Source organism: Roseateles sp. GW821-FHT09H11, from assembly GCF_059415845.1.
In genome coordinates this window covers 709,625-736,008 of the sequence record NZ_JBWKOA010000002.1, presented here as the reverse complement: position 1 = coordinate 736,008, position 26,384 = coordinate 709,625, and the positions used below count along the sequence as shown (strand labels likewise).

Sequence of the window (26,384 nt, the reverse complement as noted above, 5' to 3'; positions counted from 1 at the left end):
GGCCGGCAGCGACCTTCGGCGCCCGCTTGAGCGCCCGGGCCTCTACGCGGCGTCTGCCTCCGCACGTCGCCTCGAGGCCAGCGCGCGGTCCAGGTCCGGCGCCGCCGCGAGCAGCGCCTGCGTGTACGCATGCCGCGGCGCGGCGAAGACCTCGGCGGTGGCGCCCTCTTCCACCACGCGGCCTTGCTGCAGCACGATCACGCGATCCGTGACCGCGCGCACCACCGCCAGATCGTGCGTGACGAACAGCGTGGCCACGCCGCGCTCGCGGCACAGGCGCTCCAGCAGGGTCAGGACTTGCGCCCGCAGCGAGACGTCCAGCGCGGAGACCGCTTCGTCCAGCACCAGCAGGTCGGGTTCGACCATCAGCGCCCGCGCGATCGCGAGCCGCTGGCGCTGTCCGCCGGAGAACTCGTGCGGGAAGCGCCGCAGCGCATCGGCGCCCAGCCCGACCTGCTCCAGCAGATGCACGGCGCGATCGCGCGCCTGTGCCTCGCTCAACGCCGGTCTCAGCAGATGCAAGGGCTCGGCGAGCACCCGCTCCACGCGCCAGCGCGGATCGAAGCTGCCATACGGATCCTGGAACACGATCTGCACGCGCCGCCGCAAGGCCGTCTCGGCGCCGGTGAATCGCTCTCCGGCCAGTCGGACCTCGCCTGACGCCGGCCGCTGCAATCCGAGCACCGTCCGCAGCAGCGTGGACTTGCCGCTGCCCGACTCGCCGACCAGGCCGACGCGCTCGCCGGGCAGCACGTCGAAGCTCACATGATCGACGGCCCGCACGCGCCGGCGCGGACGGAAGAAGCTGCGGTCGGCCGCGGGGTACTCGCACACGATCGCGCGCAGCGACAGCAAGGGCACGACGGGCACGTCGCGCTCGCTGGTCTCGGCCATCGGCGTCTCACGCGGCAGCGCCGAGGTCAGCCGCGATTGCTCGACCAGCGCCCGCGTGTACGGATGACGCGGCGGATCGAGCAGTTGCCGCATCGGGCCTTGCTCCTGCACCTCGCCTTGTCGCAGCACGACCAGCCGGTCGGCCATCTCCGCGACCACGCCGAGGTCGTGCGTGATCAGCAGCAGCCCGCAGCCGTCCTCCCGCGCCAGTCGCCTGAGCAGATCGAGGATCTGCGCCTGGCTGCGGACGTCGAGCGCCGTCGTCGGCTCATCGGCGATCAGCAGGCGCGGCCGGCAGGCCACCGCGATCGCGATGGCCACGCGCTGGCGTTGACCGCCGGACAGCTCATGCGGATAGCGGCGCGCGTCCACGCCCGTCGCTTTGTCCGCTGCGACGCCTGAAGTCCGCAGACCGACGCGCTCCAGCAACCGGTCCACCTCCGCTCGCCGTTCGGCGGCATTGCCCCGACCGTGCAGCCGCAGCGCCTCCTCGATCTGCGCGCCGATGGGCATCAACGGGTTCAGCGCCGTCATCGGCTCCTGGAACACCAAACCCACGCGAGCGCCGCGCACGCGCCGCCAACCGGCCTCGTCGAGCGCGCCCAGATCAACGCCCTCCAAGTGCAACGAGCCCCGCCGCGACAGCTCCGGCGGGAGAAGACCCAGCAGGGCCAGTGCGGTCAGCGACTTCCCGGATCCGGACTCGCCGACGAGGCCCACGATCTCGCCCGCGGCCACGTCCAGTTCCGGAACGAAGAGCAGGCGGCGCTCGCCGGCCTGCAGCGAGAGATCGCGCACGCGCAGCAGCGCCGCGCCGGGCGGGGAAAGAGTCACCGTCATGGGAAGGTCCAGTCAGATCGATTCGATCGATCCGATCCAAGTGATGCGTGTGATCCGAGTGATCCGTTCGATCCATGCGATCCATGCGATCGGGCGGATCGCGGGTTCAGCCGCTCACGCAGCCCGTCCCCCACCAGCTGGAAAGCCAGCGCCGAGAGCGCCACCGCCAGACCTGGAAACACCGCCAGCGTCGGCGCAAGCGCCGTCAGCGTCTGGGCGTCGGCCAGCATGCGGCCCCAGCTCGGTTGTGGCGGCTGCGTGCCCAGGCCCAGGTAGGAGAGCCCCGTCTCGGCCAGCAGTCCGAGCGCGAGCTGGATGCTCAGCTGCACCAGCAGCAATCCGCCCAGGTTGGGCAGCACGTGCTCGATCGAGATGCGCCACGCGCCCTTGCCGGCGACGCGTGCGGCCAGCGTGAATTCCCGCTGCCACAGCGGCAGCGCCGCGCCGCGCGTCAGCCGCGCGAAGACGGGGATGTTGAACACGCCCACCGCCAGGATCGCGTTGATCGCGCCGGGCCCGAGCGCCGTGCTCAGCAGCACGGCCAGCAGCAGCGACGGAAACGCGAAGACGAGGTCGTTGCCGCGCATCAGCAGCTCGTCGACCCCGCCGCCCCGCGCCGCCGCCCACAGGCCCAGCGGTACGCCGACGCCGGCCCCCAGCGCCACCGCGACCAGCGACACGCCCAGCGAGGTCGCGCCGCCGCGCATCAACTGCGACAGCACATCGCGGCCGAGCGCATCGGTGCCCAGCCAGTGCGTCCACGACGGTCCCTGCAAGCGCGCGGGCAGATCCAGCGCGGCGGGGTCCCACGGCGTCCACCACAGCGACAGCAGCGCCAGCGCCGACAGCACGGCGCTCAGGACGAGACCGCCGATGAGCCTGCCTGGAAGATGTGGAGGACGTGAGGGACGTGACGGATGCGCGCTCATGACCGGCCTCCCGCGCGCGCCAGGCGCGGATCGGCGGCACGCCCGCTGAGATCGACGATGAAGGACAGCAGCACCACGGTCGCGACCAGCAGCAGCACCACGCTCTGCACCAGCACGAGGTCGCGCTGCGCGACCGCCTGGAACAGCAGCCGGCCGAGGCCGGGCAGGAAGAAGACGTTCTCGATGATCACGGACCCCGCCAGCAGGAAGGACAGCTGCAGACCCAGCAGCGTGAGCAGCGGCAGCGCCGCGTTGGGCAGCGCGTGGCGCCACAGCACGCGCCAGTCGCCGGCGCCCTTGGCGCGCGCGGTGCGCAGGAAATCCTCGCCGCCGAGGTCCAGCAGGCTGCCGCGCAGCACGCGCGCCAGGATGGCCGCCTGCGGCAAGGCGAGCGCGATCGCCGGCAGCGTCAGCGACGCCAGTCCGGCGGACAAGCCCTGACCCCAGCCTTCGAAACCACCGGCGGGCACCCAGCGCAGCCCGACGGCGAAGACGAGGCTCAACAGCAGGCCCAGCCAGAAGTTCGGTACCGCGAGGCCCAACTGGCTGAGCTGGTCGATGAAGCGATCCAGGCGACTACCGGGCCGCCATGCGCCGCCGAGGCCCGCCGGAGCCGCGATCGCGACCGCCAGCAGCAGCGCGTACAGCGCCAGCGGCACGCTCAGCGGCAGGCGCTCCAGCAGCAGGCCGGACACCGGCACGCGGTAGGTGATGCTGTTGCCGAAGTCGCCGCGCAGCAGCCCGGCGACCCAGTCGAGGTAGCGGCTCGGCCACGACGCGTCGAGGCCGAGCTCCCGTCGCAACTGCGCGACCGTCGCCTCGTCGGCCTGCAGCCCGAGGATCTGCCGCGCCGGATCACCCGGCGCCAGCTGCACGAGCGCGAAGACGACGAAGCTCGCCAGCACCAGGGTCAGCGCGAGGCTCACGCCGCGCGCCGCCAGCCAGGCGGGATCGCAGCGGCGACCGACCCACACGAGCCACGCCGCCGCCAGCGCCGCGCCCACGAGCGCGAGCGCCAGGAACGACCAGCGCGCGCCCGCCGGGCCACTCGCGGCGCGCGAGCCGCTCCCGACCGACGCGCCCTGCCCGTCCACACTGGCGCCCCCGAAGAACGCGCCCGCGAGTTCCACGCCGCCGATGCCGTTGGTGCCGAGCCCGTGCAGGTCCGCGCGACGCACCAGCAGCCGAGGGTACTGGAACAGGAAGCCGTTGACCGCGTCGTCGCTGAGCCGGCGCTGGATCGCGTGGAGCCGCTCGCGCTGTTCCGCCGGATCGCTGGTCGCGTCCAGCACGCGCAGCAGCGCCTGGTAGGCCGGGCTCCGATAGCCGAAGTAGTAGCCGTCGCGGCCGTAGATGTCGTAGTCCTGCGGCTCGGCATGGACGATGACGGTGAGGTCGAAGTCGTGGCGCGTGTAGACCTGGTCCAACCACTGCGCCCATTCGAGGTTCTGGATCTGCACCCGCAGCCCGATCGCCGCGAGCTGCGCCGCGAGGATCTCGCCGCAGCGCCGCGCGTAGGACGTCGGCGGCAGCTTCATCCGCAGCGGCGGGATCGTCGCCGGCGCGATTCCGGCCTCCGCGAGCGCCGCCCGCGCACGCGCGGGGTCGAAGTTCGATGCGGCCGTCAGGTCCACGTAGGCCGCGTTGCGCGGCGGGAAGTGGCTGCCGATCGGCTCGCCGTAGCCGAACATCGCGCCCTCGATCAGCGCCTGGCGGTTGATGGCATGGGAGATCGCGCGCCGCACCGCGAGCTGGGCCAGCAGCGGGTTGCGGTGGTTGAAGGCGAGGATCGTCTCGCCCTCGCTGCTGCCGATCTCCACCGCGAAGCGCCGGTCCGCGCGGAACTGCGCCAGGTTCTCCGGCGACGGGAAGTTGGGGAACAGGTCGATGTCGCCGGCCATCAGCGCCGCATACGCCGCCGTGGGATCGGCGATGAAACGGAAGCGCAGGCGCTCCAAGGTCGACGTCTGCGTCGATGCCACCCCCCAGTAGTCGGCATTGCGTCGCAGCGTCACCGAGTCGCCGCGGCGCCATTGGTCGAAACGCCAAGGCCCGGTGCCGACCGGCGTCGTGCGGTTGTTGTCCGCGGTGGCGGGCGCGACCATCACCAGCGCGGCGCTCGACAGCGCGATCGGCAGGCGGCCCGAGCGCTCGCGCAGCCAGATGTCGAGCACGCGCGGACTGCTCGCGACCACACGCGTGATCGCGGCCAGCGACGTGCGCTGCGGATTGGGCGACTCCGGCGCCCTGGCGCGGTCGAGCGCGAACTTCGCGACGCTCGCATCGAAGACTGTGCCGTCGTGGAAGCGCACGCCGTCGCGCAGTTGGAAGCGGTAATGCAGACCGCCGTCGAGGACTTCCCAGCTTTCTGCCAGGCGCGGCTTCGGCAACCCGTCCTCACCCAGCGTGAGCAGACCTTCGAAGAGATTGCCGTAGACCAGCTCCCCGATCGGCGCGGCGGCGCTGGAGGTGGGGTCGAGGATCGGCGGTTCCAGCTGCATCGCGATGCGGACCTCGCGATCGGCGGGCGCCGCCGCGAGCGCGCCGGAGAACGCGCCGGAGAACGCGATCAGCACGCTGGCGATCATCACCTGCGCACGGCGCCGGAAGGCAGCAGTCATCCCCTCTCCCATCGTCATGCGCGCCATCCCGATTCCGCCGTCACGCGCGCCACGCGCCGTCGTGCCTCATCCGCCAGCGTGGGCAGGTCGAGCTGTCGATAGACGTCGGCCAGCCGGCGGTTGACCGCCACCTCGTCCGGATCGACGCGGCGCCGCGACTCCAGCGCCTGCTGCGCATCGACCAGCGCGCCGGCATGCGCGGCCGCGTCGACGTGCAGCAGCGCGAAGAGATCCCGCTGCGCATGGCTGCCGCCGATGTGCACCAGGCCGGGCAGCGCCTGGCTCAACGGATGCCAGGCCCGTTCCGGCTCGCCGCGCGCATGCGCGACCAGTCCGACGGCAGCGGGCCAGACGATGTCGGACCACACGTCGCGTCGGCCTTGATCGGCCTCGCGCACGGCCGCCAGCAGCGCCTCCGCTTCGGGCCGCTCGGCACGCGCGAGGCCGTAGAGATAAAGCAGCGTGAGGAACGGCTCCACCGTGTCGATGCCGCGTTCGGCGATGAAGCCGGCCAGTTCCGACCATCGATCGCCAACCTCCACGCCGCACCATTCCAGGCGCGCCAGCAACTGCACCGCGCCGGCCTGATCCTGCGAGTAGCTCCGCGACACGCCCCACACCGCGCCGTCGTACAGCGCAAGCGCCTCGGCGTCGCGTCCGCGCGCGAGATAGAACAGCGCCAGGTGCCAGGCCAGATGCGTCGACATGAACGAGTTCAAGCCGGTCCAGCCCGAGCGCCAGCCTTCGAGCAGGCGGGTGCCCTCCTCGACCCGGCCCTGCGTCAGCAGCACGTGCGCGAGCGCGTGCTGCGCCCAGGGTTCGCGCTCGTTCGCGCTGAGCGCCAGCGCGCGACGCGCCGCCGCCTCAGCCTCTTCCAGCAGGTGGCACTGCTCATACGCGAAGGCGGCCATGCCATGGGCATAGGCGTTCTCGGCGTGCAGCGGCAGCACGCGCAGGATCGCGCGCAGCATCGCGGGCGAGTCGCCGCGGTTGAACGCGAAGTACTGCCGCAGCTTCACCACGAGCAGATCACGCGGGAAGTGCTCGATCAACGCGTCGGCCTCGCGTTGCGCGGCGGGCGCGTCGCCGTCCACCCAATGCGCCAGCAGCTGGACATGGCGCGCTTCCCGTTCCGCCGCCGCGCGCTCGTCCGGCGAGCCGCTGGCGGCGACGGGCGGCTGGTCGCGCAGCGCCCGCTCCGCGGCTTCGAGGAAGGGCCGCGCTTGCGGCGGCCCCTGCGGCGACTCCAGGAACATCCACAACCAGCCGGCGTAGACCTGCGCCAGCACGGCATCCGGATGCGCCTGCGCGGCGGCCAGGATGCCTTCCGCGCGCGTCTCGTACGCGAGCAGACCGCCGATGAAATCGTTGATCCCCGCACGCGCATCCGAGGACGCGGCGCGGAACGGATTTCCCAACTCGTCGTTCAGCAACATGACAGTCCTTCCCTGAGCAACTTCCGCGGCCCCGATTCGGGTGCGGAGCTAGGCGCAAACCGGAGCCATAGCAGCGAGCGCTATGGCGAGGATTTGCAACGACGCGCCGCGCCCGAATCGGGGCCGCGGCTCAGTAGTTGTAGCTCAGGGTCAGTGTCGCCGTCCTCGGCGCGCCTGCGGCAGCGACGTTCAGATCATCCTGCGTGCTTGGCCGGTTGCCGAAGAAGTTGCGCGTCAGGTCGTACTGCTTGTTGAACAGGTTCTGCACGCCGAGCTGCACCGACCACGGCGAGCTGACCGGCGCCACCTCCACCCGCGCGTTGGCGAGCCAGTAGCTCGGGATGTCGTAGGTCTTGCCGCCGTCGACGTTGAGCAGGTTCAGCCAGGACGGGTACTTTGCGTGATAGCTGTAATCGGCCGCCACACGCCAGTCGAGGCTGGCCGCCGTCCAGGCATACGCGATGTTGCCGCCGTAGCTGACCTTGGGCAGGAACTGATCGCGCCCGGACAGGTCGCCCAGCAGCGGCGAGTTGAAGCGGTCGAACTTCGCGCGCTTGTAGCCCAGCGCCTGCCCGATCGTCAGGCCGGCCAGCGGGCGCCATTGCAGCTCGACCTCGCCGCCGTCGACCTTGGACTTGTCGATGTTGATGATCTTCCCGACCAGCGCGCCGGTGGCGGTCGTCGTCACGTCCTGGAACTGCTGGTCGCGATAGTCGTAATGGAAGATCGCCGTGTTGACGCGCAGGCTGCGGCTCAGGTCGGCCTTGTAGCCGAGCTCGAAGGCCAGCAGCTTCTCGGGCTGGAATGGCGCCAGCGCCAGCGTGTTGAAGGTGTTGTGCGCGGTGATGCCGCCGGACTTCACGCCGCGGCTGATCGACCCGTACAGCAGCTGTCCCGCCGCCGGCGTGTACTCCAGCGCCAGCTTGCCCGAGGTGTTGTTCTTCGACAGCGACTGCGCCGCGCCGTTGACGCCAAGGCCCGGGACGACCGGCGTCGTGTTGGTGCTGAAGTCGTCGATGGCGCGCTTCTCGTGCTCCTGACGCAGGCCGACGACCAGCTTCAGGTCGCGGCTCAGCGCCTGGTCGACCTGCCCGAACACGGCCCAGGTGCGACCGGTCTGGTCGTAGCGTGTGCGCGTGATCAGGCCGTAGTCGCGGCGGAAGTCGGTGGTCCAGTCCTCGCTGAGTTTTTCGCGCGACGCATACACGCCGCCGACCCAGTTGAAGCTGCCCGTGCCTTTCGAGGCGAGCCGCAACTCCTGGCTCAGCGTGGTGGCCTTGTCCTTCCAGAACACGTCCGAATGGTTGACCTCGGTACCGTCCCAGTCCGCGAGTTCCTTGCGGTCAAAGCGCTGGTGCGCGGTGATGCTCGTCAGCTGCGTGGCGCCCAGGTCCCAGTTCAGCGTCAGCGCGACGTTGGTGGCGCTGTTGTCCTTGTGCGGCTTCGCGTCGGCCGATTCGCCGACCAGCGCGGCGAAGTCGCTCGCGAAGCCCCAGCCGGTCGACCGGCGGCTCGTATCGGCGGCGAAGCCGTAGCTCGGCCGCGCGGTGAAGAGGTAGAGCCCCTGGACATCGGACTTGTCGACGTTGTGGTTGACGCTGAGCTTCGCGGTGAGGTCGCGGGTCACGTCCCACTCGAGCTGGCCGCGCAGCGCGCTGATGTTCTTGTCGCCGAGCTTCTCGCCGGTGGTCCGGTTGCGTTGCCAGCCGCCGTCCTGCTCGGTGGCGGCGGAGAGCCGGCCGCGCACCGTGTCGCTGAGCGCGCCGGAGACGAAACCCTGCGCCGTCTTCGCGCCGTAGGAGCCGATGCCGATGGATCCGCCGAACTCGGTCTGCTTCGTCGGCGCCTTGGACACGAAGTTGATCGCGCCGCCGGTCGTGTTCTTGCCGTAGAGCGTGCCCTGCGGTCCGCGCAGCACCTCGACGCGTTCGAGGTCGAAGAGCAGGCCCTGCGTCTGCACCGGGAAGGCGAAGGACACCTCGTCCAGGTAGACGCCGACCGGCGACGAGTTGTTGCTGCCGTAGTCCTGGAAGCCGATGCCGCGGATGCGGAACTGCGGCTGGCCGCTGCCGAAGGCGGGCTCGATCTCCAGGCTCGGCACTTCGTTCTGCAGCTTGTTGACGCTGGTGATGCCCTTGGCGCGCAGTTCGTCGCCGGACAGCACGCTCACCGCCACGCCGACCTCCTGCGCCGATTCGACGCGCCGTTGCGCGGTCACCTCGACGCGGTCCAGCGTCGCCGTTGAAGCGGCCGTCGCAGGCGCGCCTTGCGCCATCGCCGAGGTGCCCAGCACGGCCAGCACGGCCGCGGACACCGCTTTCAATTCACTTCGAACACCCACTCGCATACCCACTCGCATACCGATCCCGATCTTCGTCATTTGTTGATCTGACCTCGGCGGGTCCCGTGCACGTCCGTGGCGGGCGCCGAAGGTGGCCGTTGTATTTCCGGGCCAGCGGCGACTTTAGGAATCGCGCGGATTCCGTGCGACGAAGGAATCGGCGCATCGATATGCGCACAAGCGGCCGCCTCGGGCGCTCTGCGGCTCGTTTTCCCCTGGACTAGCGCACATCGGGACACCGCATTCGAATATCGATACGCCGAAAGGTTTCTCTGCATTTCCAGGCGCCTGAATAGAGTGAAACGTGAGCCGCAAAGCATTTTGCAGTAATCGCACATATTCACGTCTTATTAACGCCAAAGAATAATGCACACCCATTTGAAAGCAGTTTCCCTGGCTGTCGCCACGCTGGTCGCCGGCTCGTTCGGTGCGGTCGGCAACGCCTCGGCCCAGTCCAACGCCGATGCCGCAACGGGCGGCCAGAACGCATCCGAAGCCGCTGGCCCCACCACCGCCGCCAGCACGGCCCTGTCCACCGTGACCGTGCAGGGCTCGCGAACGCGCGAGCGCTCGCTCGGCGCCGGCGCGCTCGGTGCCAGGTCTGAACTGGAGACGCCCTTCTCCACCCGCCAGGTCGATGCGGAGGACCTCGACGCCCGCCAGGTGAAGTCGCTCGGCAAGGTGTTCGCCAACGACGCATCGGTGATGTCGCTGGGCGACACCTATTCGTTCAACGCGTACTCGATCAACGTGCGCGGCATTCCGCTGGACGATTACAACGGCTACAAGATCAACGGCCTGCCGTTCTTCATGACCACCGTCGAGTTGCCGATCGAGACCTTCGAATCGGTGCAGCTGCTCAAGGGCTCGTCCGGTTTCATGTACGGCTTCGGCGCGCCGGGCGGGATCATCAACTTCGTCACCAAGAAGCCGACCGACAAGCCGCTGCTGAGCTTCGACGTGGGCTATCGCTCCGACGGCGTCTTCAGCGAGCACGTCGACGCGGGCGGCCGCGTCGGCGCCGACGATCGCTACGGCTACCGCCTGAACCTCACGCATGAGCAGGGCGAGACCTACAACGGCGCGCATGTGCAGCGCAACTCGGGCTCGGTGTCGGTGGACACGCGGCTCACCTCGTCGCTGACCTGGACCGCGGACGCGATCTACCAGTCGCGACGCGTCCAGGGCGGCGTGCAGGACTTCTTCCTCGACGACTTCACCGGCACACAGATCCCGAAGGCGCCGAGCGGCCGCAAGGACCTCAACGCACATGACACGACCTTCTTCAACTCCAACGTGTTCTTCGTGTCCACAGGCCTGCAGTGGAAGATCGATCCCACCTGGACCGCGAAGCTGGACGTCAGCCGCAGCCAGGACCGCCGCCGCTACTCGGGCCAATGGATGGGCCTGCTCAACGAGGCCGGCGACTACACGGTCTACCTGAACAAGGCGCAAGGCGCGGCGACCTACGAGCAGGCGCAGGCGCTGATCGAAGGCAGCTTCTCGACGGCCGGCCTCCAGCATCAGGTGACGGCGGGTCTGGCGTGGCAGGGATTGAACAAGCAGACGGTGCCGAAGTCGCTGTACACGCCGATCGGCGACGAGAACCTCTACCAGCCCATCACGCCGCTGCCGTGGAACGGCAGCTACGACGACTCGCTGCAGTATCACAACTACCACTCGGCGCAGAAGGCGGTCTTCGCGAGCGACACGGTGGCGTTCTCAGACCAGTGGTCGGTGCTGCTGGGTCTGCGCTACTCGGACTACAACCAGACCTCGTACAACACTGCCGGCGCGGTCACCAACCAGTACAGGAAGACGCCGGTCACGCCGACGGTGGCGGTGATGTTTCGTCCGCGCGCGGACACGCTGGTGTACGCGAGCTACGTGGAGGCGCTCGAGCAAGGCAGCACGGTGGGCACGACCTACGCGAACGCCGACGAGGTGCTCGCGCCGCTGAAGAGCAAGCAGTACGAGGTCGGCGCCAAGCACGATGGCCGCGGCTGGGGCGTGACGGGCGCGCTGTTCGAGATCGACCGCGGCGCGGAGTACGCGAACGCGCAGAACTACTACGTCTCCAACGGCCAGGTGCGGCTGCGGGGGGCGGAGCTGAACGGCTATGTCAATGTGGACACGGGCACGCGCCTGACCGCCAGCGCCGCGTACACGACCGGCACCTATCGCCGGACCGATCCGAGCCTGGAAGGCAACCGTCTGGAGGGCATCCCGAAGTGGCAGGCGTCAGTCGGCGTCACTCAGAAGGTGCCAGGTGTTGAGGGCTTGAGCGCCAACGCCGAAGTCCATTACTTCGATGGCCTCACCGCAGACGCCAACAACAAGTACCGGCTGCCGAGCTACTCGCTGGTGAACCTGGGCGTGAGCTACCAGACGAACGTTGCGCATCACCCGGTGACGCTGCGCGCGGGCGTGGACAACGTGTTCAACCGCAACTACTGGGGGTTCCTGGCGTCGGGCTACACGTTCGTGGGAGCGCCGCGGACGCTGGGGGTGAACGCGAAGATCGAGCTTTGAGGTCGGTTCTTGCGTGAGGCTGCTGGCCCTCACCCCTGCCCTCTCCCGCAAGCGGGAGAGGGAGTCAGCAACGCCACGGCGAATTCCGTCAGGCCCTCCGTGGACTCGACGCCCCACGGTCGTTCGGTATTGACCCGCATCAGCGCCCGCCCGCTGTCGTCGGTCCATTCAGCGACGACTTCGCAATCGATGGAGCCCGGGCGCGGGTAACTGCTCGTCGACAGAAGGGCTTCCGTCGTGACGACGGGCACCTTCTCGATGAAGACGTGGGACTTCCCGAATGCGTCGACCAGCACGCACTCGACAAAGCCCGGGAAGTGTTCGTCAACGAACCGCGAAATCTGGATGGGGACGCTGGAGCGCATGGTCGCTCATCGTATCCAGGGAACCGCGACGCACCCGTGCCACTCCCTATGTTCGCTACCGAACATTTCCCGATACGATCGCCGGACAAGAACGAGGGGTCGGGATGCGAGTCACGCACGGGCTGGCGGCGGTGGTCATGGCGGCGATCGCGGTATGGAATGCGCAGGTGGGGTGGGAACTCCAGCCGTCGCAGCCGGAAGAAGCATTGGGCAACTTCCTGGGGTCGGCGCTGCTGCTCGCCTGCAGCGCCGCGCTGGCCTGGCACGGCCGGGCCAAGCCCCGCGCGCAGACGCCGGACAACAAGTCCTTCTGACGCGTGTCGCGGTCAGACCAGCGTGATGGTCGGCCGCACGTCCAAACGCTGTTTGAGCAGACCCACCTGCAGATAGAAGTCCGCGCTGCGCTGTTGATCGGCGAGCACCTGGTCGTCGAGCGCGATCCAGCGCGTGGCGCGACGCTCGAACTGCAGGCGCGCGGCTTCGACGGGGATGCCAATGATGCGCGCCAGGGCCGCGGAGAACTCCGGCACGTGCTGGTAGGACCAGGCCTGCGCGCGCTTCACGCGTTGGGCCAGGTCCGCCAGCGCTTCGCGCTTGGTCGCCAGCGCCTTGTCGGTCGCCGCCAGGAAGCTCAGCCCCGACCACTGCCCTCGCCCGCTGACCAGCACGCGCGCATGGCCGGCCGTTTCCGCCAGCGCGGTGTACGGCTCCCACGTCGCCCACGCGTCGAGCGAGCCTTGCGTCAATGCGAGCTTGGCCTCCGCCGGCGGCAGGAAGCGGACCTGCGCGTCGTCCGGCTTCAAGCCCGCCGATGCCAGCGCCTTCAGCGCGATGAAGTGCCCGATCGAACCGCGGTTCGTCCCGATCGACTTGCCCTTGAGGTCCGCAGCCGTCTTGAACGGCGAGTCCGGCCGCACGAGCACCGCCGTGCCGTAGGCATCGGAGCGGTTCACGGCGAAGGCCTTGATGCGTGTGCCGGCGGCGATCGCGAACAGCAGCGGCGCATCGCCGATCGGTCCGAAGTCGACGGCCTCCGCGTTGAGCGCCTCGGCCAGCGGCGCGGCGGCGGGGAACTCGCTCCATTGGATGTCGTAGGGCAACTGGCGCAGTTCGTCCGCCGCTTCCAGCAGCGCGCGCAGGTTGCCCTTCTGGTCGCCGGCCTTCACCACCACGCGGCCTTGCGCGCGCACGGAGCGCGCATACGGAATCGCGGCCAATGCCGCGAGCGCGGCACCACCGGTGAGCGCTCGACGGCGCGAGAAGTCGTTGGAATGGGAACTCATGCGGTCCTCGAAACTGAGAGGGAGAAGGCGATCCGGCTCAAGCGGCTTGCCGCTGCGCCAGCCGCTGCTCGACCAACGCCCGCGTGCGCGGGATCAACTCGCGGCCGTAGTCGATCGCGTCTTCCAGCGGATCGAAGCCGCGGATCAGGAAAGTTGTGACGCCGAGGTCGTAGTAGTCGAGCAGCGCCTCGGCCACCTGCTCCGGCGTGCCGACCAGCGCGGTGCTGTTGTGGCGCGCGCCGGTCTCGCGCGCGATCTCGGTCCACAGCCGCTTGTCGACGCGGCTGCCCTTCTCCGCCGCCGCCAGCAGGCGTCGCGCGCCCTCGCTCTGCTGCGGGCCGCCGCGGCTGTAGCCCGCCGCCACACGCAGGCGGCGCGTGTCCTCCAGGATGCGCTCGGCACGAGCCCAGGCGGCCTCTTCGGTGTCCGCGAGGATCGGTCGGAAGGAGACCGAGAACCCGATGCTGCGCCCATGCCGCGCCGCCTCCGCGCGCACGCGCCGCGTCAGCTCGGCGGTCTGCTCCAGCGATTCGCCCCACAGCGCGTAGACGTCCGCATGCTTGCCGGCCACCGGCAACGCCGCGTCGGACGCGCCGCCGAAGAACACCGGGATGTGCGGCTGCTGGCGCGGCTTGACCTCGCTGAAGCCGCCGTCGAAGCGGTAGTGCGTGCCTTCGTGGTCGAAGGGCTGGTCGCTGGTCCAGAGCTGCCGCAGCAGGCCGACGTATTCGTCGGTCCGCTCGTAACGCTGGTCGTGGTCGAGGTAGTCGCCGTCGCGGCGCTGCTCGGCGTCGGAGCCGCCGGAGATCACATGCACCGCGAGACGTCCGCCGGTGAACTGGTCCAGCGTCGCGAGCTCCCGCGCCGCGAGCGTCGGCGCGACGAAGCCGGGCCGGTGCGCCAGCAGGAAGCCGATGCGCGAGGTGTGCGCCGCGGCGTGGGCGATCGTCAGCTGCGCGCTGGGCCCGGTCGAATGGTGCGGCACCAGGATGCGGTCGAATCCGGCCGCCTCGTGCGCCTGGGCAAAGGCGGCCACGTAGTCCGGATCGACGACCGGGCCGCTGGCCGGGTGGATCTCGGAGGTCTTCTGCGACTGGATCATGCCCATGAATTGGATGCTCATGCTGGTGGCCTCTGCGTGGGTCGGACAGGACCGAAACGTAGAGACCGGCGCGCTTGTCCGCAAAGAACGAATCCGACTTTCCATGCTCGGAATGCAGGATTCACAGCGGTCAGGGCCTTGTCCACACTGGGTCCGGCACATGAGGGGAATCGACATGCCAGAGCTCGAGGTCGAGGCGCGCGAGGCTGCGTCCGCGGAATTCACCGTGCCGGCGCCACTGGCCCGCTTCATCGATCGCACCGGGGATCTGCTCGATCAGGGCCTGCGCGAGCCGGAGCTGCTCACGTCGCTGCGCCCGTTGCTCGCCGAGCTCGTCGCGCGCGACGACTGGCTGCCGCCAACCCACGCGCGGCCGGGCGCCGATCGCTACCGCCAGTACCCGCTGCACGTCGACCCGCAGGGGCGCTTCTCCATCGTGTCCTTCGTCTGGGGACCGGGCCAGGCCACGCCGATCCACGATCACACCGTGTGGGGCCTGATCGGCATGCTGCGCGGCGCGGAGGACTCGCAGGGCTACCGCTTCACCGGCCCGCACGAGCTGGTGCCGGACGGCCCGCCGGTGCGCTTGTCACCGGGTCAGGTCGAGGCCGTCTCGCCGCGCCTGGGCGACATCCACCGCGTGCACAACGCGATCGAGGGTCAGGTCTCGATCAGCATCCACGTCTATGGCGCCGACATCGGCCGCATCGAGCGGTCGACCTACGACGCCGATGGCACGCCGCATCGATTCGTGTCGGGGTACTCGGCGTTGACGTGAGGGGCGCCGGGGGGCGCCGGGAGGCGCCGGATGACTGCCGCGTCCGCTGGCCCTCACCCTCACCCTCTCCCGCAAGCGGGCGAGGGAGCGCCCTCTCGATGAAGCAAAACTACATCAAGCCTCGTCCGGCGGCCCTGGCGGGACGCCCAAACCCTGTCTCCCGCCTGCCTCCTGCCTGTCCCATGAACCATCGACATGTAATCCGACTTCGGGATTCCACCGTCTTGTGATGTAGTTTTACTTCCTTAGCATCCAGCCACCTTTGAGGAGGGCTGGACATGCAGGCATGGGCTGACGGTTGGTCGCGCACGGCGCGACGGGTGGTGGGCGCCTTGACGATCGGCTTGTGCGGGCTGCTGTCGGCATGCGGCGGCGGCGAGGCCGGGCTCGCGCAGCAGAAGGTGGCCGGCACCGGCGCGGCGGTGGTCGACGAGAACGGCGTCGCGTTGATCGCGGGCGTTCCCGAGTCACCCACCTCGTCGCGCGCGCGGGCGGCCGCGGCGGCAACACCTGACACCCCGGCGACCTCGCTGCGCGTCCACTACCGGCGCGCCGACGGCAACCACGCCGGCTGGCAGATCCACACCTGGGGCGCCGCGCAGGGCCCCAACTGGAATGAAGGCTGGAACGCCGCGGGCAGCGACGACTTCGGCGTCTACTACGACGTGCCCCTGGCCGCCACGAGCGGCACCGTCGGCTTCCTCTTCCACAACGGCGACAACAAGGACAACGGCGGCGCCGACCAGAGCCTGGTGCTGCAGGCCGGCGCCAACGAGGTCTGGCGCCTGCAGGGCGACAGCACCAACTACCCGAGCAATCCGCTGCTGCTGGCCACGCCCGACATCACGACGGTGCGCGTGCACTACAAGCGCTTCGACGGCGCCTACAGCGCCTGGGGCCTGCACCTGTGGAACGGCAGCGGCCTCAACGTGGCGGCGCTGCCCGGCGGCGTCACCATCGACAACTGGAACCAGCCCGTCGCCTTCAGCGCCATGCCGGGTTACTCGGCCGGCAGCGACGAGATCGTCTTCGACATCCCGGTGCTCAATCCCCAAGGCGACGCGAGCCGCAAAGGACTGGAATTCATCGTCCACGGCATGCCGCCGAACGAGAACGACAAGGACGGCCGTGACAACAACATCCGCGTCGAGTTCTCCGCGCTGACGATCCAGAACCAGGTCGGCCAGGTGTGGCTGGTGGAGCGCGATGCGACGGTCTACACCGCGACGCCGGACCTGCGCCAGGTGTCCAGCACCGACGCGCGCGCCGTGTGGCTCAACAAGACGCTCGTGAAATGGCCGCGCATCAGCGCCTCGGGCGCCGTGCGCCTGTACCACTCGGCGACGGGACAGATCAGCGTCGCCGCCAACGCGCCGGTGAGCGGCGCCGACGGCTTCATCACGCTCGATGCCTTCACCGGCACCGTGCCGCCGGCCGATGCGCAACGCTTCAAGTACGTGGCCAGCGGCGCGGTCTTCGCCGTCCGCGCGGCCGATGTCGCGCGGCTGCCGTCGCTGCATCAGCGGCAACTCGTGCTCGTGCAGGAGGATGCGGACGGCCGCGTCCAGAACGCAACGACCGCGCAGATCGCCGGCGCGCTCGACGACCTCTACGCGGCCGCCGCCGACGTGCCGGACCTCGGCGCCGTCGTGGCCAACGGCTCGACCAGCTTCAAGCTGTGGGCGCCGACCGCGCAAGACGTGGCCCTGGTGCTGACCACGCCGATCGCCGGCTCGACGCTCACGCGCACCACCACCGAGCCCATGACGCGCGACGCCGCGACCGGCGTCTGGCGCCTCACCAAGGCGGGCAGCCTGCAGGGCGCCACCTACCGCTACCAGGTGCAGGTCTTCGTGAAGGGTGTGGGACTGGTGCGCAACCTGGTCGCCGATCCCTACTCGCTGGGCGTGACGCTCGGCGGCCAGCAGAGCGTGGTGATGGACCTGCAGTCCGGGTCGACCAAGCCCGCGGGCTGGGACGCCGGTGCGCCGCCGGCCACCGTCTCCGCGCCGTCGGACCTGAGCATCTACGAGCTGCACGTGCGCGACTTCTCGATCAACGACGCCACCGTGCCCGCCGCCCGGCGCGGCAAGTACCTGGCCTTCGCCGAGAGCGGCTCCAACGGCATGCGCCACCTGAGCGCCCTCGCCGCCGCGGGGCTGACCGATGTGCACCTGCTGCCGGTGTTCGACTTCGCCACCGTCAACGAGAAGGGCTGCGTCACGCCCTCGCCCGCCGGCGCGCCGGACGGCGAGACGCAGCAGGCCGCCGTCGCCGCCACGGCCGGCACCGACTGCTTCAACTGGGGCTACGACCCGCAGCACTTCTCGACGCCGGAGGGCAGCTACTCGAGCAACGCGAACGATCCGCTCGCGCGTGTCGTCGAGTTCCGCCGCATGGTGCAGGCGCTCAACGCCGCCGGCCTGCGCGTGGGCATGGACCTGGTCTACAACCACACCACCTCGTCGGGGCAGAACGCCACCTCGGTGCTCGACAAGGTCGTGCCCAACTACTACTTCCGCTACAACGCGGCCGGCGGCATCGAGCGATCGACCTGCTGCGAGAACACGGCCTCCGAGAACCTCATGATGGCCAAGCTGATGATCGATTCGGCGGTCACATGGACGCGGGACTACCGCATCAGCTCGCTGCGCTTCGACATCATGGGCCACCATCCGCGCGCGGTCATGGAGGCGCTGAAGGCGCGCGTGAAGCAGGCCGCCGGTCGCGAGGTGCAGATCGTCGGCGAGGGCTGGAACTTCGGCGAGGTCGCCAACGGCGCGCGCTTCGTGCAGGCGGAGATGCTGTCGCTGAACGGCTCGGGCATCGGCAGCTTCAACCCGCTGATCCGCGACGCGGTGCGCGGCGGCGGCTGCTGCGATTCGGGCGAGGCGCTGCTCGCCAGCCAGGGTTACGTGAACGGCTTCTTCTACGACGGCAACGGCCACAACGGCGGCCAGACCCGCGGGGAACTGATGTGGCAGGCGGACCGCATCCGCGCGGCGCTGGCGGGCTCGATCCGCAGCTTCCAGATGCAGACGAGCTGGGACGCCACGCTTCGGCTGGAGCAGATCGACGTCGGCGGCATTCCGGCGGGCTGGGTGCTGGAGCCGGGCGAGGTCGTCAACTACGTGGAGAACCACGACAACCTGACGCTGTTCGACAACAACGCGTTCCGGCTGCCGGTCGGCACGAGCCGCGAGGACCGCGCCCGGGTGCAGATCCTGGCCAGCGCGATCAACGCATTCAGCCAGGGCGTGGCGTACTTCCATGCGGGCACGGACACGCTGCGCAGCAAGTCGCTGGACCGGAACAGCTACGACAGCGGCGACTGGTTCAACCGCCTGGACTGGACCTACGCGGACAACAACTTCGGCGTCGGCCTGCCGCCGTCGCGCGACAACGCGGACAACTGGCCGTATGCGAAGCCGCTGCTGGCGAACCCGCTGATCAAGCCGGCCGCGGCGGACATCGCATGGACGCGCGACGCCTTCCGCGACCTGCTGCGCATCCGCAAGAGCTCGACGCTGCTGCGGCTGCGCACGGCCGAGGACATCAAGGCGCGGCTCACGTTCCTGAACACGGGCTCGTCGCAGGAGGCGACGGTGCTGGTCGGCAAGCTCGATGGCATGGGCTATCCCGGCGCCAACTTCGACGAGCTGGTCTACCTGATCAACGTCGACAAGACGGCCAAGGAACTGACGCTGCCGGCGCTCGCGGGACATGCGCTGGCGCTGCATCCGGTCCACACGGCGCCTACGGCCGCCGATTCGCGTGCCCGCCAGGCCAGCTTCGACCGGACCACCGGCCGCTTCAACGTGCCGGCGCGCACGGCGGTCGTGTTCGTGGCGCCCTCCTCCGCTTCCCATTGAAAGGCGACGTCATGAAGACATTCCAACACCTGGTCGCCGCGTCCGTCGTGGCTGCTTCCGCACTGCTGGGTCTCGCCAGCGCACCCGCGCAGGCGACGCCCGTCGTCATCGACGTCGGCGGCGCGCAGAGCATCAACCTGCAGGGCGAAGCCGGCAACACGGTCTGGTTCATCGATGTGGGGGCGAACGCGGTGCTGAATTCGCTGTCCTGGTCGCTCGATCTGAACGCCTTCGCGCCGAGCGTGCTGTCGGAGATGCAGGTCAGCTTCGGCGGATCGAGCGGCTTGGACCTGCTCACGTTCGCGCCCGGCGGCGCGGACTTCGCGAGCGGCACCGGCAGCTACAGCGGCTCGCTCGACCTGAGCCCGTTCGGGCTGGGCGTCGGCGCGGACGGCCTGCTGCGCCTTGAGTTCAGCGAGGCGTACAAGGACTTCGCGCTCGACGTCGCGGAAGGCGAATGGCTGCAAGGCAGCCTGACGTTCGATGTGACGGCCTCGGCGGTGCCGGAGCCGGGCACCGCGGCGCTGGTGCTGCTGGGGTTGGGGCTCATCGGCATCCGGACGCGCCGCGCCCACGCGCAGACCGCGCGTCGGCGTGTCGTCGGCTGAGGGCCATCGGCCCTCCCGCCCTCACTGCACCTTCACCGGACTCAACAACACCTCCACGCGCCGGTTCATCTGCCTGCCGGCCGCCGTCTCATTGGAGGCCACGGGCTGCGCGGATCCGTAGGAACGCGTGCTGAGTTGATCGTTGCGGACGCCCTGGCGGACCAGCGCGTTCAGCACCGCTTCCGCGCGCCGTTCCGACAGCGCGAGGTTGGACGCCTTGGAGCCGACGTTGTCCGTGTGCCCTTCGACGACGGCACCGCGCGTCGGATCGTGCTTGAGGTAGTCGACGAGCTTTCCCATGCTGCGTCCTCCCTCGGCGCTCAAGGTCGATCGGCCGGTCTCGAACAGCGTGTCGCCCAGCGTGAGCACCATGCCGCGATCGGTACGGACCGCATGCAGGTCGGTCAGCTGGGTTTCCAGCTCCCTCACCCGCACCTCCTTGTTCGCGAGCTCCGATTGATCGCGCGACATCTGCGTGTTCGCCGCGTTCAGCGCGACGTCCTGCCGGACGTTGTCGCGTCGGGATTGGGCCAGCTGTCGCTGGGCCGTCTCGGCTTCCTGCGTGCGCAGCATCAGGCGCTTCTGATCACGCTCGGCGGCGATGCGGTCCACCTGCGCCTGCGCGGCGCGGGACGTCGCGGCCTCCTGCGCGATGACGACCCGCTGCTGCGCGACGTAGGCCAGGTGGTCGACGTCCGCGTTGTCGGCGCCCGCCTTCGCCGCGGCGTCCGCCTGGGTCAACGCCGCGTCGGCGCGCATCAGCTCGTTCGGGGCGAGGCTGGCGACCTGCGGGTCGGCGCGCACCGCGTCATGGCGCGCGTGCGCACGGTCCAGGGACGCATGGCGATCGGGCAAGGCGCCGCATGCCGCCAGCGATGCGGCCAGGGTCGACACGAGCAGGAGATGGAGCGGGGTCAAGGCATTCATGGGGAGTCCTTCAATTCGATGGGGGCGGATCAACGCGGCGTGCGGCGGGCCGCCTCTTCGTCCAGCGCGCGCGCGGCGGCCTGCGATTCGGCCGAGGCCTGCTGCGAGCGCGCGGACTGCGCATGCGCCACCGCGGCCTGCGCGTCGACCTGGGCCTCGTCGGCCAGCCTGCGGGCGCCGGCGTAGTCCTTGGCCGTCTGGGCGGCGCGCGCCGCGCTGAGCTTGCCGACGGCCAGCTGCAGTTGCGCGCCGGCAAGCCGCGCGGTGTCCGGCGTGTTGGCGCCCTGGACGGCCGCTTCGGCGACCGCCAGTTGGGCGACGGGATCCGGCGTGGTGGCGCAGGCGCCAAGCACAAGCGCAGCGACGGTGATGAGCGTCAACGCGGCATGCCGCGTCAGCGAATGGGGGATAGTCATGGGGGTGCCTCCAAGGGCAGTGAGCACCCAGCATGGGGCGCGCGACACGGCGCGTCTGTCCGGCGCCGTACGTAGCGGCCCGAATGGCCTGCACGCCGAGGCCTGGCGCCGAGGCCTGCGCCGAGACCTGGCGCAGAAGCCAGGCGCAGGAGACACAGCCCCCGTGAACGACCGTCAGGACTTCAGTCGAAGCGCCTGACGTCGAGCGCCTGGCCGATCGACCAGATCACGGCGTGGCGTGCGCTCTCGTCGTCGGCCTTGCACACGCAGCCCGTCATCTCGAAGACCTTCGGGGCCATGTGGAAGGTCGCGATCCAGGTCAGGAAGCTGTCCCTCGCGATGACGTCGGCGCAGACCTTGACGGATCGGCCCGTGTCTTCAAACGTGTGCTGGAAGTCGACCATCAATGACTGGCTCATCGTCCGTTCCCCCGCAGCGCCTGGCTGACGCGAGGTCTGGGAGGCCCAGGTGCGCGTGCGGTCAGTGGCGATCATTGAAGCACGGATGCCTGGGCAGGCATTGCCATTCTTTTCTGCCCGGGACGGAGACGGAACCGCCTCCGGCGCCGCGTCCCGGCTCGGGGCAGGCAGGACATCGCGGGGACCTCCAGCGTGCGGCAGCCCACAGACCCCGCGGCGCCGCGACCTCAAGCTGCGGGTGTCCCCTCGATCCCATCGCCGGAGTCCCGCTCATGAACGCCCTGCTCATCCTGTCGGTCGCGCCCCTCGCCGTCCTGGGCGCCGTGCTCATCGCCTACGGCTCGTTCGGCTGGGGCATGTCGCTCTGGCTGGTCGCCATCTCGCTGAGCCAGGTGAGCTTCCTGGCCGACGTGTGGGCCGAATACAAGCGCCAGGACGCCACCGCGCTGTCCCTGTACGCGGCCTTCATGACCTGCATCCGCCGCATCGCGTGAGGAGCGCGCCATGACAACGATGACACCGATGACACCGATGACCCCCATGAACGATGCGATCCTCGTGCCGATCGACGGCAGCCGGGCCGCCGACGCCAGCCTCGCCTACGCGCTCGGCCTGGCCGTCGCGCTGAAGGCGCGCGTCGTGCTGCTGCACGTGATCGATGCGGAGCCGCTCTTCCTGCAGACCGCCGACGACTTCAACGAGCATCGCCGCACGCTCCGCGCCTACGGGGAAGAACTGCTCGGGAAGGCGGCCGTGGCCGTCCAGGACTGCGGACTGCAGGTGTCGTACTTCCTGCACGAGACCGTCGAGTCCCATGCCGCGGCGATCATCGTCGCGCAGGCGGTGGCCCAGCATTGCGGTCTCATCGTGCTGGGCACGCATGGCCGTCGCCCGTTGAGCAGGCTGCCGCTGGGCCGCGACGCCGAAATCGTGCTGCGCGACAGCGCCGTGCCGGTGCTGTTCGTCCGCTCGCCGGTCCCCGAGGACACCCGGGCCTCCCGACACGGCGAGGCCTCGTCCGACCGGAGGGCCCTCACCGCCTGAAGCCGATGCCGGCGGCACTTGATTCCCTGGCATCGCCGTTAGTGGCGTAGCATCGCAGTCGACTGAAAGACAAGCCGCAGTGCCCGATCGGGACAAGCGGCGCTCCCCCTGACCCCCCCGGTCCGGCTCATCCCCTCTCGAAAGCGCCGATGTGACCCAGCAGGCCTACCCCATCGTGGGCATCGGCACCTCCGCTGGTGGTCTGGATGCCCTGAGCGAACTGCTCTCCCTGCTGCCTGCGGACGCGGGCATGGCGCTGCTCGTCGTGCAACACCTCGATCGCTCGCATCCGAGCCTGCTGACGGAGATCCTCGCCCAGCGCACGCCGCTCGCCGTGGAGGAAGCGACGGACGGCCAGCTCGTCGAGGAGAACCACGTCTACGTCATCCCGCCCGACACCAGCATGTCGGTGGCCCACGGCCGCCTGGTGCTCCGCCCCCGCGGCGAGACCCTGGGCCCGCCCATGCCGATCGACGACATGCTGGATTCGCTGGCCAAGGACCAGGGCAGCAAGGCCATCGGCGTCATCCTCTCCGGCAGCGGCACCGACGGCGCCATCGGCATGCAGGCGATCAAGGGCTGCGGCGGCATCGGCTTCGCGCAGGACGACGACTCGGCGCGGTACACGAGCATGCCGCGCGCCGCGGTGGAACTGGGCGGCGTCGACCGCACGCTCCCGCCCGCGCAGATCGCCGCCGCGCTGCTGCGGCTGGTGCGCAACCCCTTCCTCGACGTGCAGGCGCTCGATGCCGACGACCGCGGCGGCTCACACGACGGCGCGCACATGGACCGCGTGTTCCGCCGGCTGCACGCCGTCTGCCACATCGACTTCACCCACTACAAGCGCGGCACCGTCGAGCGGCGCCTGGGCCGTCGCCTGGCGCTCCACGGGCTCGAGCACCTGGCGGCCTACCTGCCGGTCCTCGAATCGGACCCGGAGGAAGCGCATGCGCTGTGCCACGACCTGCTGATCCGCTACACCGAATTCTTCCGGGACCCCGAGTCCTTCGTCGCGCTGTCGGACACCGCGCTGCCCCGGCTGCTGAAGCATGTGGACCCCGCGTTGCCGCTGCGCATCTGGGTGCCCGGCTGCGCGACCGGCGAGGAGGTCTATTCCATCGCCATCTGCGTGCTGGAGTACCTGGCCGAACACGCGCCGCACCGGCAGGTGCAGCTCTTCGGCACCGACGTCAGCGAGGAGTCGCTCGCCATCGCGCGCAACGGCCGCTACATCGAGAACATCGCCCGCAACGTCACCGCCGAGCGCCTGGCCCGCTTCTTCATCCAGGACGGCGATCACTACCGCGTCTCCAAGACCCTGCGCGACTGCTGCACCTTCGCGCGCCAGAACGTCGCCTACGACCCGCCCTTCTCCCGCATCGACCTGATCAGCTGCCGCAACCTGCTGATCTACCTCGACCCGACGCTGCAGAAGCGCATCATGCCGGCCTTCCATTTCGCGCTGCAGCGCGAAGGCATGCTGATGCTGGGCCTGTCGGAAACGGTCGGCGCCTACTCCGAACTCTTCAGCGCGCTGGAGGGCAAACGCACCCGGCTCTACCTGAAGAAGGCCGTGCCGCATCGCGTCCTGGCCGCGATGGGCCAGCCGGTGCGACCCGCGATGACGGCGGTGCCGAGCCCACGCCGCAACGGCACGTCCCTGCCGCCGGACCGGGACACGCTGCGGCGGGAGATCGACCGGATCTCGATGGCGCGCTTCACGCCGCCGTGCGTGCTCTGCGACGACGACCTCAACGTGCTCGAATTCCGCGGCGAGACCGGCGCCTTCCTCTCCCTGCCCGCGGGGGCGCCGACGCAGCAGCTGCAGCGCCTGGCGCGGCCGGGCGTGTTCATCGCCGTCAGCGAGGCGCTGCGCCAGGCCCGCACCGAGGCCTCGCCCGTGCGCCGCACCGGACTGCGCGTCGAGACGGGCCCGGGCCAGTTGCGCGACGCCGCGATCGAGGTCGTGCCGCTGTACCCCGGCGAGACGGGGCCGCGCTGGTTCCTGGTGTTCTTCCTCCTGTCCGACACGCCCCTGCCGCTGCCGGACACCGTCGTCCGGACGGGGCTGACGCAGACCGTCAAGGCGGCGGTGCTGGCGCGGCTGGCGGGCGGTTCCGCGCGCCGCAACGACGTGGACCGCGGCGAGATCCGCCGCCTGACCGACGAACTGCGCGCGACCCGCGAGCAGACCCGCGTGATGCTCGAGGAACACGATCGCGCCATGGAGTCGCTCAAGGCGCTGGAAGAGGAGACGCAGTCGAGCAACGAGGAGCTCCAGAGCACCAACGAGGAACTGGAGACCGCCAAGGAAGAACTCCAGTCCCTGAACGAGGAGCTGTCCACGACCAACGACGAGCTGCGCTTCCGCAACCGCGAGCTCAAGGTCCTGCATGACGAGGTGACGCAGGGGCGCGACTTCGCCGACGCGATCATCGAGACGATGTCCCAGCCGCTGCTGGTGCTGACGACGGACCTGCGCGTCACGCGCGCCAACCAGGCCTTCTACGCCGCCTACGAGACCAGTCCGCGCGAGACCCTCCAGCACGTGCTGTACGAACTGGGCGACGGTCAATGGAACATCCCCGCGCTGCGCGAACTGCTCGAGACCCTGGTCCCGCGGCACACGCGGGTGCGCGACTATGAGCTCACCGCGGTCTTCCCCCACATCGGGGCGCGCACGGTCAAGCTCAACGCGGCCCGCGTGGCCTGGCCGGACCGCACCCTGATCCTGCTGACGATCGACGACGTCACGACCAAGCACCGCGCCTTCGACCGGCTGACGCAGGCGGACCGGCAGAAGGACGAGTTCCTGGCGATGCTGGCGCACGAGCTGCGCAACCCGATGGCCGCCATGACCAACGCGATGCACCTGTGGCGGCATGAAGGCGCCGACGACGCGACGCGGCACAAGGCGGTCGCGACCATCGAGCGGCAGCTGCGCAACCAGGTCCGCATGGTGGACGACCTGCTGGACGTCTCGCGCATCAGCCGCGGCATGGTGTCGCTTCACATGGAGCGCCTGGACCTGTCGCAGATCGTGCGGCAGGCGCATGACGCGCTGCGCCAGCCCATCGAGGCGCGTCGCCACGAGCTCACCGTGACCCTGCCCCCCGGACCGGTCTTCGTCGACGGCGACGCGGTGCGGCTGGAGCAGATCGTGGCCAACCTGATCGGCAACTCGATCAAGTACACCCCGGCCGGCGGCGTCATCCACGTGTCGCTGCAACGCGGCGACCAGGAAGCCGTGCTGACCGTGACCGACAACGGCATCGGCATGACCGAGGCGTTCCAGGCCGAGCTCTTCACCGTGTTCGTCCAGGCCGACCGCTCGGCGGGCCAGAACATGGGCGGGCTGGGCATCGGGCTGGCGGTCGTGCGCCGGCTCGTCGAGCTGCACGGCGGCCAGGTGAGCGCCTTCAGCGCGGGCCTGACCCAGGGCAGCCGCTTCGTCGTGAGACTGCCGCACCGCGAGGAGGCCGCAAACTTGCCCGATGCGCGACCGCAGCCGCCGGCCGAGCCCGTCGCAAAGTCGCCGCGCCGGGTGCTGGTGGTCGACGACAACGCCGACGCGAGCCAGAGCACGGCGGCCTTGCTGACGCTCGCCGGGCACGACGTGCAGATCGCCGACGACGGACCGTCCGCGCTGGCGCAGATGCGGGACTTCCATCCGGACGCCGTGGTGCTCGACATCGGTCTGCCGGGCATGAACGGCTACGAGGTCTGCCGCCAGTTGCGCGAGATGCCCGGCCACGAGGACACGCTGGTGATCGCGGTCAGCGGCTACGGCCAGCTGGACGACGTCGATCGGGGCCGGGAGGCCGGCGTCACGCATTACCTCACCAAGCCCGCGGATCCCGATGAGATCGCGCATCTGCTCGGACAGCATGCGCAGGCATAGGCGCAGATAGGCGCAGGCGCAGGCGTCGGCGTAGGCGCGGGCCATCGCAGGCAGTCGCGGGCGTCGTCGCCGGCGT

General features: G+C 69.8%; 19 protein-coding genes. 8 read left to right on the top strand and 11 right to left on the bottom strand.

Translation table 11 applies throughout. From position 1 onward, the window contains the following. Positions 1–42 precede the first annotated feature (42 nt). The 5 genes from AC07PR_RS10420 to AC07PR_RS10400 all read right to left on the bottom strand — a co-directional run bounded on the left by AC07PR_RS10420 (position 43) and on the right by AC07PR_RS10400 (position 9,034). Positions 43–1,734, bottom strand: a complete 1,692-nt coding sequence (locus tag AC07PR_RS10420; RefSeq protein ID WP_495135232.1) for a dipeptide ABC transporter ATP-binding protein — start codon at positions 1,732–1,734, stop codon at positions 43–45. Further along, positions 1,731–2,663 (bottom strand): ABC transporter permease subunit, encoded by a 933-nt coding sequence (locus tag AC07PR_RS10415; protein WP_483106811.1) that lies wholly within the window; start codon positions 2,661–2,663, stop codon positions 1,731–1,733. Before AC07PR_RS10415 ends, AC07PR_RS10420 begins: the two co-directional genes overlap by 4 nt. After that, positions 2,660–5,284: an ABC transporter substrate-binding protein gene (locus AC07PR_RS10410; RefSeq protein ID WP_495135231.1), complete on the bottom strand. Its 2,625-nt coding sequence runs from the start codon at positions 5,282–5,284 to the stop codon at positions 2,660–2,662. The genes AC07PR_RS10415 and AC07PR_RS10410 overlap by 4 nt, the downstream gene beginning before the upstream one ends. 14 nt (positions 5,285–5,298) lie before the next feature. Next, positions 5,299–6,720, bottom strand: coding sequence for a tetratricopeptide repeat protein (locus AC07PR_RS10405; RefSeq protein ID WP_495135230.1), 1,422 nt, complete (start codon positions 6,718–6,720; stop codon positions 5,299–5,301). Between the two features lie 130 nt (positions 6,721–6,850). Then, positions 6,851–9,034, bottom strand: coding sequence for a TonB-dependent receptor (locus tag AC07PR_RS10400; RefSeq protein WP_495135309.1), 2,184 nt, complete (start codon positions 9,032–9,034; stop codon positions 6,851–6,853). A 405-nt stretch (positions 9,035–9,439) separates the two neighbouring features. On the opposite strand from AC07PR_RS10400, the gene AC07PR_RS10395 reads away from it, so the two are divergent. Further along, the gene (locus AC07PR_RS10395) at positions 9,440–11,593 is read left to right on the top strand and encodes a TonB-dependent siderophore receptor (protein ID WP_495135229.1); all 2,154 of its coding nucleotides are present in this window, start codon (positions 9,440–9,442) and stop codon (positions 11,591–11,593) included. A gap of 29 nt (positions 11,594–11,622) precedes the next feature. Here the strand turns inward: AC07PR_RS10395 and AC07PR_RS10390 are convergent, their stop codons facing one another. Then, positions 11,623–11,958, bottom strand: coding sequence for a hypothetical protein (locus AC07PR_RS10390; RefSeq protein WP_495135228.1), 336 nt, complete (start codon positions 11,956–11,958; stop codon positions 11,623–11,625). 104 nt (positions 11,959–12,062) lie between these two features. Between AC07PR_RS10390 and AC07PR_RS10385 the strand changes: the two genes are divergently transcribed. After that, positions 12,063–12,272: a hypothetical protein gene (locus AC07PR_RS10385; protein ID WP_495135227.1), complete on the top strand. Its 210-nt coding sequence runs from the start codon at positions 12,063–12,065 to the stop codon at positions 12,270–12,272. Between the two features lie 12 nt (positions 12,273–12,284). Here the strand turns inward: AC07PR_RS10385 and AC07PR_RS10380 are convergent, their stop codons facing one another. Continuing rightward, on the bottom strand, positions 12,285–13,241 hold the full coding sequence (locus AC07PR_RS10380) for an ABC transporter substrate-binding protein (protein ID WP_495135226.1): 957 nt from the start codon (positions 13,239–13,241) through the stop codon (positions 12,285–12,287). Positions 13,242–13,278: 37 nt separating this feature from the next. Next, positions 13,279–14,364 (bottom strand): LLM class flavin-dependent oxidoreductase, encoded by a 1,086-nt coding sequence (locus AC07PR_RS10375; protein WP_495135225.1) that lies wholly within the window; start codon positions 14,362–14,364, stop codon positions 13,279–13,281. Between the two features lie 154 nt (positions 14,365–14,518). Here AC07PR_RS10375 and AC07PR_RS10370 point away from each other — a divergent pair, with 154 nt between their 5' ends. The 3 genes from AC07PR_RS10370 (at position 14,519) to AC07PR_RS10360 (ending at position 19,601) form a co-directional block, all read left to right on the top strand. Beyond that, positions 14,519–15,121 (top strand): cysteine dioxygenase family protein, encoded by a 603-nt coding sequence (locus tag AC07PR_RS10370; protein ID WP_495135224.1) that lies wholly within the window; start codon positions 14,519–14,521, stop codon positions 15,119–15,121. 278 nt (positions 15,122–15,399) lie between these two features. Beyond that, positions 15,400–18,993: an alpha-1,6-glucosidase domain-containing protein gene (locus AC07PR_RS10365; protein ID WP_495135223.1), complete on the top strand. Its 3,594-nt coding sequence runs from the start codon at positions 15,400–15,402 to the stop codon at positions 18,991–18,993. A gap of 11 nt (positions 18,994–19,004) precedes the next feature. Further along, positions 19,005–19,601, top strand: a complete 597-nt coding sequence (locus AC07PR_RS10360; protein WP_495135222.1) for a PEP-CTERM sorting domain-containing protein — start codon at positions 19,005–19,007, stop codon at positions 19,599–19,601. Positions 19,602–19,622: 21 nt separating this feature from the next. On the opposite strand, the gene AC07PR_RS10355 is transcribed toward AC07PR_RS10360, so the two are convergent. The 3 genes from AC07PR_RS10355 to AC07PR_RS10345 form a co-directional block, all read right to left on the bottom strand. Further along, a complete protein-coding gene (locus AC07PR_RS10355) occupies positions 19,623–20,528 on the bottom strand; it encodes an OmpA family protein (protein ID WP_377154335.1) in 906 nt (301 codons plus the stop codon). A 29-nt stretch (positions 20,529–20,557) separates the two neighbouring features. Further along, entirely contained in the window at positions 20,558–20,944 is a 387-nt protein-coding gene (locus AC07PR_RS10350) for a DUF4398 domain-containing protein (protein WP_495135221.1), read from the bottom strand. A 182-nt stretch (positions 20,945–21,126) separates the two neighbouring features. Further along, positions 21,127–21,363, bottom strand: coding sequence for a hypothetical protein (locus AC07PR_RS10345; protein ID WP_377154330.1), 237 nt, complete (start codon positions 21,361–21,363; stop codon positions 21,127–21,129). A 272-nt stretch (positions 21,364–21,635) separates the two neighbouring features. Here AC07PR_RS10345 and AC07PR_RS10340 point away from each other — a divergent pair, with 272 nt between their 5' ends. The 3 genes from AC07PR_RS10340 to AC07PR_RS10330 all read left to right on the top strand — a co-directional run bounded on the left by AC07PR_RS10340 (position 21,636) and on the right by AC07PR_RS10330 (position 26,308). Beyond that, the gene (locus AC07PR_RS10340; protein ID WP_483106824.1) at positions 21,636–21,857 is read left to right on the top strand and encodes a hypothetical protein; all 222 of its coding nucleotides are present in this window, start codon (positions 21,636–21,638) and stop codon (positions 21,855–21,857) included. Between the two features lie 10 nt (positions 21,858–21,867). After that, entirely contained in the window at positions 21,868–22,407 is a 540-nt protein-coding gene (locus AC07PR_RS10335; protein WP_495135220.1) for a universal stress protein, read from the top strand. Positions 22,408–22,558: 151 nt separating this feature from the next. After that, the gene (locus AC07PR_RS10330) at positions 22,559–26,308 is read left to right on the top strand and encodes a chemotaxis protein CheB (protein ID WP_495135219.1); all 3,750 of its coding nucleotides are present in this window, start codon (positions 22,559–22,561) and stop codon (positions 26,306–26,308) included. Positions 26,309–26,384 lie beyond the last annotated feature (76 nt).